General features: G+C 70.9%; 12 protein-coding genes. 8 read left to right on the top strand and 4 right to left on the bottom strand.

Features of this window, described 5'->3' with window-relative positions:
* Positions 1-214 precede the first annotated feature (214 nt).
* A complete protein-coding gene (gene paaI, locus QSK37_RS41955) occupies positions 215-595 on the bottom strand; it encodes a hydroxyphenylacetyl-CoA thioesterase PaaI (RefSeq protein WP_285632930.1) in 381 nt (126 codons plus the stop codon).
* 114 nt (positions 596-709) lie between these two features.
* Between paaI and QSK37_RS51930 the strand changes: the two genes are divergently transcribed.
* From QSK37_RS51930 to QSK37_RS41935, 5 genes are all read left to right on the top strand, one after another.
* Positions 710-793, top strand: coding sequence for a putative leader peptide (locus QSK37_RS51930; protein ID WP_425550916.1), 84 nt, complete (start codon positions 710-712; stop codon positions 791-793).
* A 143-nt stretch (positions 794-936) separates the two neighbouring features.
* The gene (locus QSK37_RS41950; RefSeq protein WP_285632706.1) at positions 937-2,640 is read left to right on the top strand and encodes an ABC transporter substrate-binding protein; all 1,704 of its coding nucleotides are present in this window, start codon (positions 937-939) and stop codon (positions 2,638-2,640) included.
* Entirely contained in the window at positions 2,637-3,593 is a 957-nt protein-coding gene (locus QSK37_RS41945; protein ID WP_285632703.1) for an ABC transporter permease, read from the top strand. The genes QSK37_RS41950 and QSK37_RS41945 overlap by 4 nt, the downstream gene beginning before the upstream one ends.
* An 84-nt stretch (positions 3,594-3,677) precedes the next feature.
* Positions 3,678-4,667, top strand: a complete 990-nt coding sequence (locus QSK37_RS41940) for an ABC transporter permease (RefSeq protein WP_285632700.1) — start codon at positions 3,678-3,680, stop codon at positions 4,665-4,667.
* Positions 4,664-6,268, top strand: a complete 1,605-nt coding sequence (locus QSK37_RS41935; RefSeq protein ID WP_285632697.1) for an ABC transporter ATP-binding protein — start codon at positions 4,664-4,666, stop codon at positions 6,266-6,268. Before QSK37_RS41940 ends, QSK37_RS41935 begins: the two co-directional genes overlap by 4 nt.
* A gap of 116 nt (positions 6,269-6,384) precedes the next feature.
* On the opposite strand, the gene QSK37_RS41930 is transcribed toward QSK37_RS41935, so the two are convergent.
* Positions 6,385-6,726 (bottom strand): hypothetical protein, encoded by a 342-nt coding sequence (locus tag QSK37_RS41930; RefSeq protein ID WP_285576690.1) that lies wholly within the window; start codon positions 6,724-6,726, stop codon positions 6,385-6,387.
* A gap of 191 nt (positions 6,727-6,917) precedes the next feature.
* Entirely contained in the window at positions 6,918-8,096 is a 1,179-nt protein-coding gene (locus QSK37_RS41925; protein WP_285632695.1) for a homogentisate 1,2-dioxygenase, read from the bottom strand.
* Between the two features lie 63 nt (positions 8,097-8,159).
* On the opposite strand from QSK37_RS41925, the gene QSK37_RS41920 reads away from it, so the two are divergent.
* The 3 genes from QSK37_RS41920 (at position 8,160) to QSK37_RS41910 (ending at position 10,633) form a co-directional block, all read left to right on the top strand.
* Positions 8,160-8,675 (top strand): MarR family winged helix-turn-helix transcriptional regulator, encoded by a 516-nt coding sequence (locus QSK37_RS41920; protein WP_432705652.1) that lies wholly within the window; start codon positions 8,160-8,162, stop codon positions 8,673-8,675.
* Between the two features lie 10 nt (positions 8,676-8,685).
* Positions 8,686-9,102: a hypothetical protein gene (locus tag QSK37_RS41915; RefSeq protein ID WP_285632692.1), complete on the top strand. Its 417-nt coding sequence runs from the start codon at positions 8,686-8,688 to the stop codon at positions 9,100-9,102.
* 91 nt (positions 9,103-9,193) lie between these two features.
* Positions 9,194-10,633 (top strand): flavin-containing monooxygenase, encoded by a 1,440-nt coding sequence (locus QSK37_RS41910; RefSeq protein WP_285632689.1) that lies wholly within the window; start codon positions 9,194-9,196, stop codon positions 10,631-10,633.
* Between the two features lie 53 nt (positions 10,634-10,686).
* Here the strand turns inward: QSK37_RS41910 and QSK37_RS41905 are convergent, their stop codons facing one another.
* Positions 10,687-11,928, bottom strand: a complete 1,242-nt coding sequence (locus QSK37_RS41905; protein WP_285632686.1) for a D-alanyl-D-alanine carboxypeptidase family protein — start codon at positions 11,926-11,928, stop codon at positions 10,687-10,689.
* Positions 11,929-12,003: the final 75 nt, after the last annotated feature.

Genomic DNA, 12,003 nt, shown 5'->3' with positions numbered 1-12,003 from the left:
CTCCGCTCGGTCATGGGCCCTCCTGCGTCGGAAGGAGTGACCACCGGAACGCGCCCTCGACTCCCTCACTCCGCTCGGTCATGGGCCCTCCTGCGTCGGAAGGAGTGACCACCGGAACGCGCCCTCGACTCCCTCACTCCGCTCGGTCATGGGCCCTCCTGCGTCGGAAGGAGTGACCACCGGAACGCGCCCTCGATTCCCTCGCTCCGCTCGGTCATGAGGTTTCCGTGCGCAGGGCGCGGCTGTTGCCGCGGAACTCGGCGACGACCTCGCCGTCGGCTCGGCGGACGGTCACGTCGTAGACCCCGGCGCGGCCGAAGCGGACGCGTTCGACGGCCTCGGCGACCAGGACGTCGCCCGCCCGCGCCGGCGCGACGAAGATCACGTCGGCGGCCGCCGCGACGGTGGCGATCTCGTAGGTGTTGCACGCGAAGGCGAAGGCCGTGTCGGCCAGCAGGAACACGTAGCCGCCGTGCGCGATGCCGTGCCCGTTGACCATGGTGTCCGCGACGGTCATCCGCGCGCGGGCGCGGCCCGCCGCGACGTCGCTGATCTCGATGCCGAGGTGCTGTGACGAACGGTCGGCGGCGTACATCTTCTCGGCGCAGCGCCGCGCCACCTCATCGGCCTCCGTCACGCCACCAGTGGACCACGCATCGGTGATCAAGGGAACACCTCGATGCTCATGATCCCGGTATGAGATATCTTCATGATTGTGTATCGGAGCGAGCCTCTCGTGGCGCGCCTGCACGTCGACCTTCGACGGCAGGCCAGCGCACTGTGTGCGGCCTGATCCAGTCTCTGAGCCTCCGCCCCTGATCACCAGGCATCTCGCGCCTCGGTCTTGATCTCCCCCTTTTCCGGTCAAGTTGCGGCTGTCATCCTCTGTGACAGTCGTGTCATGCCGCCGTCATCGCCCTGAATGGGAAACCTGTGATGCGAAGAAGCGCTGCCCTGCTCACCACCGCCGCCCTGCTGACCGCCGCCGCGGCCTGCTCCTCGGACCACGGCTCCTCCTCGTCGGGAGGTGCGGCGTTCGACCCGAAGAACTGCCAGGGAGGAACGCTCTACGTTCTCAACCAGAGCGACTCCACCGGTCACCACCTCGACCCCGCCCGGATCTACACCTCCGGCGGCGGCTCGGTCACCTCTCTGATCTTCCGTACGCTCACCACCCGGCACCGGGTGCCCGGTGAGGCGGGCGACCAGGTCGTGCCCGACCTGGCCACCGACACCGGCAAGGCGAGCGCCGACGCCAAGACCTGGACCTATCACCTGAAGGACGGGCTGAAGTTCGACGACGGCACGCCCATCACCGCCAAGGACATCAAGTGGGGCGTGGAGCGGGCGTTCGCGCCCGAGCTGCCCGGCGGCATCCCGTACCTGCGCGACTGGCTGGTCGGCGGCGAGGACTACAAGGGCCCGTACAAGGGCAAGGAGCTGGACTCGATCCAGACGCCGGACGACAAGACGATCATCTTCAAGCTGCGCAAGCCCGAGGGCGACTTCCCGTACGTGGCGACGGCGACGCAGTTCGCCCCGGTGCCCAAGGCCAAGGACGACGGCACCGGGTACGAGAAGCACCCGGTGGCCAGCGGCCCGTACAAGGTGCAGTCGCACGAGCAGGACAAGAACCTGGTGCTGGTCCGCAACCCGTACTGGTCGCGCTCGGTCGACGACCAGCGGCTGGCCTGCCCCGACCGGATCGAGGGCACCTACGGGCTGAACGCGGCCGTGATCAACCAGCGGCTCAGCTCCAGCGCCGGCAAGGACGCGAACGCCATCACCGCCGACACCGACCTGTCCCCCGCCGAGCTGGCCCGGATCAGCAATGACCCGAACCTGAAGAAGCGCGCGGTCAAGGGCGAGTTCGGCGAGACCGACTACATCGCCTTCAACCCCAAGGTGAAGCCGTTCGACGACATCCGGGTGCGGGAGGCGGTCGCGTACGCGGTCAGCCGCCAGTCGGTGGTCAACGCGGCGGGCGGCAGCTCGCTCGCCAAGGCCGCGACGACGTTCCTGCCCGACCAGGCCGCGTTCGGCTACCAGCCGTACGACTACTTCCCGGCGGGGCCGGGCGGCGACGCGGCGAAGGCCAAGGAGCTCCTCGCCCAGGCCGGGCACGCGAGCGGGCTGACCGTCACGCTCGCGCACCGCAACGCCGACTACAACCACGACGGACCGGCCGTGGCCACCGCCGTCCAGGCCGCGCTCAAGCAGGCCGGCATCAACGTGACCCTCAAGCCCTACGACGACGCCGCGTACGGCGACGCGATCCAGAAGCCCTCGACCGAGCCGGGCATGTTCCTCACCACCTGGGGCGCGGACTGGCCGACCGGCGGGCCGTTCCTCGGGCCGATCTTCGACGGCCGGCAGATCCTCAAGGACGGCGGCAACTTCAACGCCTCCCAGCTGAACGACCCGAAGATCAACGCCGAGTTCGACGCCATCAACAAGATCACCGACCCGGCCCAGGCCCGGCCCCGCTGGGGCGCGCTGGACGCCGAGATCGGCAAGCAGGCGCTCACCGTGCCGCTGATCCACCCGATCTACATCCGGCTGACCGGCAAGAACGTCAAGAACGCCTACCTCGACCAGTGGCGCGGCTCCTACGACCCGGCCATGGTCTCGGTTAAATGACCGCAGAACTGGTCACCGAGGTCGGCGCCGCTCCGGAGGCGCCGACCCGGGGCCGTCAGGTACGGCAGCGGCTGTTCGCCGACCGGATGGCCATGGCGGGACTCGTGGTGGCGGTCCTCATGATCGTCGCCGCGGTCGCCGCGCCGCTGCTCATTCACCTGGAGGGCCAGGACGCCACGTCGTACCACCCCGAGCTGCTCGACTCCGCGCGCGGCGGCGTGCCGCGCGGGGCGTTCGGCGGCGCGAGCGGCGCGCACTGGCTCGGTGTGGAGCCGACGACCGGCCGTGATCTGTTCGCCCGTGCGCTGGGCGGTGCGCAGATCTCCTTCCTGGTGGCCTTCGGCACCCTCATCGTGCAGATCCTGCTGGGCGTCGGCGTGGGGCTGGCGGCCGGGCTGGGCGGCAAGGTCGCCGACTCGGTGCTCGGCCGCCTGATCGACCTGGCCATCTCCTTCCCCCAGCTCATCTTCGCCATCGCGCTGCTGGCGATCGTGCCGTCGGGCTTTCCCCGGCCGCTGCTGCTCATGCTCGTCATCGGCCTGTTCGGCTGGGGCGGCACGGCCCGGCTGATCCGCGGGCAGGTGCTGTCGCTGAAGACCCGCGACTACGTGTCCGCGGCGCGACTGTCCGGCGCGAGCCGGGCCCGCGTCGCGGTGCGGGAGATCCTGCCGGGTGTGTCGGCCCCGCTGGTGACGTACGCCGCGCTGCTCATCCCGTCCAACATGATCTCCGAGGCCGGGCTGTCGTTCCTCGGCGTGGGCGTGCGGCCGCCCGGCTCCTCCTGGGGGCAGATGCTGTCCAGCGCGACGACGTGGTTCCAGGCCGACCCGACGTACGTGCTCGTGCCCGGCCTGCTGCTGCTCGTCAACGTCCTGGCGTTCACCGTGCTCGCCGACGGCGTCCGCACCGCCCTCGACCCGAAGGCGCGCTCACTGCGGGGAGGCCGGAGATGACGGAGCGAACCCGACGTAGCGAGCGGAGTGGGTGGCTGAGGAACGAGGCCACCCGCGGAGCGAGTGAGGAGTGGTGAGCGACCAATGACACGATTTCTGCTGCGGCGGTTCGCCAGCACGGTGGTGCTGCTGCTGGTCATGGTCGCGCTGGTCTACCTCATCTTCTACACGCTGCCGTCGGACCCGGCGGTGCTCGTGTGCGGGAAGGGCTGCGGCGGCGGGCAGCTCGCCGTCATCGACCACAAGCTGGGCCTCGACCAGCCGGAATGGGTGCAGTTCTGGCACTTCCTGGAGGGCATCTTCGTCGGCCGCGACTACAGCTCCGGCCCGGACGTCTCGCACTGCGCGGCGCCCTGCCTGGGCTTCTCCTTCCAGAACGACCAGCCGGTGCTGTCACTGATCGGGCAGCGCCTGCCCGTGTCCCTGTCACTGACGATCGGCGCCATGGTGATCTGGCTGCTCATCGGCGTGCCGGCCGGCGTCCTGTCGGCGCTGCGCGCGGGCCGGATCACCGACCGCGTGGTGACGGCGGCGTCGGTGCTCGCGTTCGGCGCCCCCATCTTCGTCAGCGGCATGCTGCTGCTGATGCTGTTCTGCGGCTACCTGCACTGGCTGAGCTTCCCGGTGTACGTCCCGTTCACCGAGAACCCGGCCGAGTGGGCCAAGAACCTGCTCCTCCCCTGGTTCACGCTCGCCATCGCGCAGGCGGCCATCTACGCGCGGCTCACCCGCACCGGGATGCTGGAGACCCTGTCGGAGGACCACATCCGCACGTTCCGGGCGTACGGGCTGCGGGAGCGGCGGATCGTCGGACGGCACGCGCTGCGCGGCGCGATCACGCCCGTCATCACGATCAGCGCGTACGACTTCGGCTACATCCTGGTCGGCGCGATGCTCACCGAGACGCTGTTCGGCCTGCCCGGTCTCGGGCAGCTCATCGTGCAGTCGTCCAACAACGTCGACCTGCCGGTCGTCGCCGGGCTCACGCTGGTGGCCGGCGCGGCGATCGTCGTCGCCAACACCGCCGCGGACCTGCTGTACGCGGTGGTCGACCGAAGGGTCGTGCTCTCATGAGCGAACCACTGCTGTCGGTCCAGGACCTGAGCGTGGAGTTCCCCACCGGGGACGGCGTGCTGCGCGCGGTCGACGGGGTCTCCTTCGACCTCGCCGCGGGCGGGGCGCTGGGCATCGTCGGCGAGTCCGGGTCGGGCAAGAGCACGACCGCGCTCGCCCTGCTCGGCCTGCACCGTGGCACCGGCGCCCGGGTGTCGGGACGGGTCCTGCTCGGCGACGACGACGTGGGCGCGCTCGACGACGAATCGGTACGCCGGCTGCGGGGCCGGCGCATCGCGATGATCTTCCAGGATCCGCTGTCGGCGCTGGACCCGTACTTCCGGATCGGCGACCAGATCGCGGAGGTCTACCGCAACCACACCGGTGCGGGCCGCCGGGCCGCGTGGGCGCGGGCCGTCGAGGTGCTCGACCGGGTCGGCATCCCGGACGCGGCGCGGCGGGCGCGGGCCCGGCCGCACGAGTTCTCCGGCGGCATGCGGCAGCGGGCGCTGATCGCGATGGCGCTGGCCTGCGAGCCGGAGGTCCTCGTCGCCGACGAGCCGACCAGCGCGCTCGACGTCACCGTGCAGGCGCAGATCCTCGACCTCATCGACGAACTGCGGGCCGACACCGGCATGGCGCTGCTGCTCGTCACCCACGACCTGGGCGTGGTGTCCCGTTCGGTGGATCGGGTGCTGGTCATGCAGGACGGCCGGGCGGTCGAGGAGGGGCCGGTGGGCGAGGTCCTCAGGGCGCCGACCGCCCCGTACACCCGTGCGCTGCTGGACGCCGTCCCTCGCATCGACGGGCCTGTCTCCCCCCGGCCGACCCACCAACCTCCCGGTGAGCCGTTGCTGACCGTGACGGGGCTCACGCGGGAGTTCCGGCGGCCGGGCGGCGGGTTGCGCCGCGACGTGCTGCGGGCGGTCGACGACGTGTCCCTGGAGATCCTCGGCGGCGAGACGCTCGGCGTGGTCGGCGAGAGCGGCAGTGGCAAGACCACGCTCGCCCGGATGATCGTGCGGCTGCTGGAGCCGACGTCGGGCGGCATCGTGTTCGACGGCCGCGACCTCACGGGGCTGCCGGAGCGCGCGCTGCGGCCGGTACGCCGCGACCTGCAGATGGTCTTCCAGGACCCGGTCTCCTCCCTCAACCCGCGGCGCACCGTGGGCGACAGCATCGCCGACCCGCTGCGGGTGCAGGGCACCGGCGACCGGGAGGCGCTGCGGACCGCACGCGAGCTGATGGAACGCGTCGGGCTGGACCCTGCGCGGCACGACCGGTATCCGCACGAGTTCTCCGGCGGCCAGCGGCAGCGCATGGGCATCGCGCGCGCCCTGTCGCTCCGGCCGAAGCTGCTGGTCTGCGACGAGCCGGTGTCGGCGCTGGACGTCTCGACACAGGCGCAGATCCTCGACCTGCTGCGCGACCTGCAGGAGGAGTACGAGCTGACGATCGTCTTCGTCTCGCACGACCTGGCGGTCGTGCGGCAGGTGAGCGACCGGGTGGCGGTCATGCGGAACGGCGCGCTGGTCGAGCTGGCCGACGCGGAGGAGCTGTACACGTCCCCGCGGCACGAGTACACCCGCACGCTGCTCGCCGCCGTTCCGGTCCTCGCCTAGGACGCGGAGACGCCGACGCCGGCCCTCCCGGGAGGACCGGCGTCGACATTCGTGAGAGCCGTGCTCCGCGGCCCGCTCGCGCCAACGAACCGCGCGGAGACCGGCGTGTCCGCGCCCTAGAACGCGCAGATGGCGTACACGCTGATGCCCACCGTGCTGTACCTGTTCTGGCGGCCCAGGGCGATCCAGCCGCGCCCGTCCGAGGTGGGGAAGCTACCCACCAGGATGGCGTCGTTGCCCTGTGCCTCGCCGCCTCCGCCGATCACGTGCTTGCCCGCCGGGCAGTACACCGTACGCCGGGTGAAGTTGCCGACGTTGGCGTTGGGCAGGACGACCACCTGGTAGCCGTCCACCTTCTTGCCGGCGCGGCCCGCGTCATCGGCGTTCGCGGCCGCCCCGCTGCCGAGGACGGCGGCGAGGGCCAGAACTCCGGTGCCGAGCGTGCACAGTTTGCGCATGCATGATCCCCATTCCGAGTAGAAGACTGCCGTGCGTTGAGGAATCCGGGTGCCCATCTCGAAACCGCACAGTCGAGCACCCGGATCCGGAGCGTCTTCTACCCGGACCGGCTTTGGTCACACTCCGTGATCACACATTTTCATTTCGCCGGGAAACTACATCCGGGATCTGCGGCGAATGTGCGGGACGTCTAGCGCGCCCACGTCCAGGCGTAGTCGCCCACCTCGACCGATGACGCCTGGTGGCCGATGTTCAGCGGGCGGAAGGTGTCCACCATCACGGCCATCTCGGTCGTTTCCGTGTGACCCTTGCGGACCGCCTCGATGACGCCCTCGACCGCGCCCGGCGCCGGACCGTGGGTGAATCCGGACGGATGCAGGCTTATCGAGCCGACATCGATGCCGGATCCCTTACGCGCCGAATAGTCACCACCGACATAGAACATCATCTCGTCGGAATCGACGTTGTGGTGGTTGTACGGAATGGGAATGGCTTCGGGGTGGAAGTCCAGTGGCCGCGGACAGAACGAGCAGATCACGAAATTGGGACCCTCGAACGTCTGGTGGACCGGCGGCGGCGCGTGCGTGCGCTTCACGACCGGCTCGAAGTCGTGGATGTTGAACGCGAACGGATAGAGGCAGCCGTCCCAGCCCACGACGTCGAGCGGATGGTTGCGGTACGTCAGGCGCGACAGCCCGCCGCGGTGACGGACGAGCACCGGCACGTCCTCGCCCTCCAGCACGAGCGGCTCGGACGGCGCGCGCAGGTCGCGCTCGCTGTACGGCGCGTGTTCGAGGAACTGGCCGTACTGCGACAGATAGCGCTTCGGCGGCCGGATGTGCCCGGAGGCCTCGAACACCATCAGCCGCAGCAGGTCCTCTCCCGTGCGGACGAAGCGGTGGATCGTGCCGGTCGGGATGACGACGTAGTCGCCCGGTCCGACCTCCAGCGCGCCGTAGGTCGACTCCAGCCGGGCCGTGCCGCTCTCGACGTACACGCACTCGTCACCGACGGAGTCGCGGTACAGGTGGCCGTCGGCGTCCGCGGCGACGTAGGAGATCCGCACGTCGTCGTTGGCCATCAGCAGGTGACGGCCGAGCACCGGGTCGCCGCCCGCGGTCAGGTCGTGCGGCTTGAAGTGGCGCGGCATCAGCGGGTGGTTCGGGCTCGCGCCGCCGGCGTGCGCGGGCAGGTCCACGCCCTCGCTCTTGACGATCGCGGTGGGCAGGTGCACGTGGTACAGCAGCGAGGAGTCGGAGGAGAAGCCCTCCTCCCCCATGAGCTCCTCGGCGTACAGGCCACCGTCGGGCCGGCGGAACTGGATGTGACGCTTGCGGGGGACCTCCCCCGTCACGCGGTAGTAGGGCATCTCGCCTCCCGCAGTTAATCAAAGCTTTGATTACTACTCGTCTTCGACTCTAAGCTGTGGTCCGTGACCGCACAAGACCTCGACTTCTGGTCATTCGTCGACGCCGCGGTCGAGCGCACGCGGGACCGGCTCCCGGCGATCGACCCGGAGGCCATGCGCCTCATCCTCACCCTTTACCGGGTGACGAACATGGTCGTGTACGACATGGAGTCGGTGGTGCACCGCCCGCGCGGCTGGAGCTACCCGGGGTTCCGGCTCCTGTTCACGCTCTGGGTCGCCGGCCCGATGGAGGCCAAGCGCGCCGCCGAGCTGTCCGGGATGAGCCGGCAGGCGGTCTCCGCGCTCGTCGGCACGCTCAGCCGTGACGGCCTGGTGAGCAAGGCGCCCGACGTCAAGGACCGCCGGGCCGTACGCCTCAGCCTCACCGACGCGGGCGAGGAGGCCATCAGCACGGCGTTCGCCACGCACAACGACCGCGAGCGGCTGTGGGCCGGCACACTGTCCGACGAGGAGCGCGACACCCTCGTACGGCTGCTGGGCAAGCTCGGCGCCCGCGAAGGGGTACGCCGACGCCGATAGGGTTTACCTCGTGTTCCAACGAGTGATGCGCGGAGGCGTACGCGTGCCGGCGGCGATCGTCGCGATCGGGATGCTGGCGGGGTGCAGCGACCCGGCCGGCGCGGTGCGGCGGGAGCGCACGGCCGCGCGGAAGGCGTCTCCGAGCCCCTCGGCGTCGGCCAGTGCCGGGCACCAGGCGGCCATCTGGTGGCAGGCCCCGGGCGGTCTGAAGACCGCGAGCGGCCTGCGCGTGCACACGGGCGCGCTGCGCTCCGGGCGGATGCGCGTCGCGATCACCGACGTCGCCCACCGAGCCCACCGGACGATCACCGCGACGACCGTCCCGCACGGCGCAACGATCGGGCAATTCACCCTCACGGGCATAAAGGTCGCCAAGTCCCCCAAGGCAGGGACGTACGGCGTGACCTTCCACTACCGCCAGCGCTGAGCGGTACCGGACGCGACGGAGAACGTCTTCCGGCACCTGAGCGCTGTTCTCCAGAACTCGATTCTGGTTTCATGCGGGTGGGAGGCCACTCATGTCCGAACCGCTCAGCATCGTCATCGTCGGAGCCGGCTTCGGGGGCATCGGCATGGCCATCCGGCTCAGACGCGCGGGAGTCCGCGACGTCACGGTGCTGGAGAAGGCCGGTGATCTCGGCGGCACCTGGCGGGACAACGTCTACCCGGGCGCGTCCTGCGACATCCCGTCCCACCTGTACTCCTTCTCCTTCGAACGCGGGCGCGACTGGTCGCGGCGCTTCCCGCCGCAGGAGGAGATCCTGGACTACCTGCGCGCCTGCGCCGCCAAGTACGGCATCGAGCCGCGGTTCGGCTCCGAGGTCGAGGAGGCGGCCTTCGACGAGGAGCACGGGCTCTGGCGGATCCGTACGACCGCCGGAGACGAGCTCACCGCACGGGCCCTCGTCGCCGCCTGCGGACAGCTCAACCGGCCCGCCTACCCCGACCAGCCGAACGCCTTCGCCGGCCCGGCCTTCCACTCCTCCCGCTGGAACCACGACTGCGACCTGACCGGCAAACGGGTCGCGGTGGTCGGCACGGGGGCGAGCGCGATCCAGTTCGTGCCGCACGTCGCGGAGCGGGCGGCCCGGGTGCACGTCTTCCAGCGGACGCCGCCGTACGTCATCGAGAAGGCCGACCGCCCGTACGCCCCCTGGGAGCGGCGCCTGCTGCGGTGGGCGCCGGTGCTGCGGACGCTCAGCCGGGCGAACCTCTACACGCGGCTCGAGGCGCGCGGGCTGGGGTTCGTCACCGCGCCGCGCCTGATGCGCCTCGTCGAGCGGGCCTTCCGCCGGCGGCTCGCCGAACAGGTTCCCGACCCGAGCCTGCGCGCCGCGCTGACGCCGGCGTACGTCATGGGCTGCAAGCGCATCCTGCTGTCCGACGACTACTACGCCGCCCTGAACCGCCCGAACGTCGAGCTGGTCACCACGCCGATCGACCGGTTCTCCGAGCAGGGAGTGATCACCGCGGACGGGCGGGAGTACCCGGTCGACGCGGTCATCTACGGGACCGGGTTCCGCACGCAGGCGTTCGTCGCGCCGATGACCGTACGGGGGCTGGGCGGGCGCACGCTCGACGAGGCGTGGCGCGGGGGCGCCGAGGCGTACCTCGGCATCGCGGTGAGCGGTTTCCCCAACCTGTTCCTGCTCTACGGGCCGAACACCAACCTCGGCCACAACTCGATCATCTACATGCTGGAGTCGCAGTTCAACTACATCGTCGGCTGCGTCCGCGCGCTGACCCGCGCCAGGTACATCGACGTGCGGGCCGACGTGCAGAACGCGTTCAACCAGGCGTTGCAGCGGCGGTTCCGGCACACGGTGTGGACCAGCGGCTGCCGCAGCTGGTACATGACGGCCGAGGGGAAGATGGTCAACAACTGGCCCGGCCACACGTTCGCCTACCGCCGCGCCACCCGCCGGCCCGACCCGCGCGACTTCCGCGTGCGGGCCTGATCCTGCCCTGATCGAGCTCAGGCGGGCGCCGACGTCGAGACGCGGTGATCGGCTCAGCCCAGGCGGGTGAGGTGGTCCAGCAGGCTGGGAGCGTGCAGCGGGCGCGTCAGGCGCAGGCGGGTGTGGTCGGGGCCCGCCGTGATCGACGCGACGGCACGGCCCGCCGGCGCGTGGCGGGGCACCCTGCCCTCGAGGCGCAGCCGTACCGTCAGGCCCGGCCAGCCCGTCGTCGTGACCGGTGTCGTCGCGGCGAGCGGGATCCGGTGGCCGAAGCCGTCGTCGACGCGGGCGAGCACGGCGCCGGCCCGTGCCAGCGTGACGCGGGTCAGGGCGTTCTCAGCGGCCACGACCAGCGGCTGGGCGGCGGAGATGGCGACGGCCGAGCTCGTGGCCTGCGCCTGTGCCATCACCGCGCCGACGATCAGCCGGCCGCCCGCGCGGGCCGCGAAGACGTAGTTGCCCCCGGCCTTGCCGGTGTAGCCGGTCTTGCCGCCGATCACGCCGTACGAGCCGAGCAGCGTGTCGCTGCCCGCGCGTGTCTCGCCGCCGGTGCGCGGCGTGAAGCTCGGCTTGCTCACCACCTCGGCGAAGGCCGGGATGCGCATCGCCGCCTGGAAGAGACGCACCTGGTCGGCGGCGGTGCTGACGGTGGTCGGGTCGAAGCCGCTCGGGTCGGTGTAGCGGGTGGCGGTCATGCCGAGCCGGCGCGCCGCGGCGTTCATCTTGGCCGCGAACGGCGCGTCGCCTCCGGCGTCCCAGCGGGCCAGCTCGTGCGCGATGTTGTTGGCCGAGACGACCATCAGCGCCTCAAGGGCCTCGCGCTCGGTGAAGGGCTGGTTCGCCACCACGTCGACGTGGCTCTCGTCGCGTGCGATGCGCCAGGGCAGGCGGGCGGCCTCTTCCGGCGAGATCCGGTACGTCGGGCCCTCCTCCCCGGTGCTCAGCGGGTGGTCCTGGAGGAAGACGTAGGCGGTCATCACCTTGGCGACGCTGGCGGTCGGTGTCGGCCGCCCGCTGCCGGAGGCGCCCATCCGGCCGACGCCGTCGACCTCGATCACGGCCTGGCCGGCGGCGGGCCAGGGCAGGTGCAGCGCTCCGGGGACCGTATGACTCGCGGGCGTGACCAGCCGCAGCCGGGCCGACGGCAGCGGCCGCACCATCTGGAAGACGACGAGCGCGAGCAGCAGCAGGCCCATCGCCCCGCAGACGATCGCCAGTATGCGGCCGGTGTGCCGCCGCGGACCGCCGGTCTCCTCGGCGGGCGGCAGCACCATGCGTTCCGCGATCCCCGTCACCGCACTACCCCCGTCGTTCTCCCAGAGCGGCGCAGAAATGCTCCGCGAACAGAGTAGATGCACGTGACGCCGTTT

The organism is Actinoallomurus iriomotensis, from assembly GCF_030269445.1.
Lineage (GTDB): Bacteria > Actinomycetota > Actinomycetes > Streptosporangiales > Streptosporangiaceae > Actinoallomurus > Actinoallomurus iriomotensis.
This window is presented reverse-complemented; position numbering and strand designations above follow the sequence as displayed.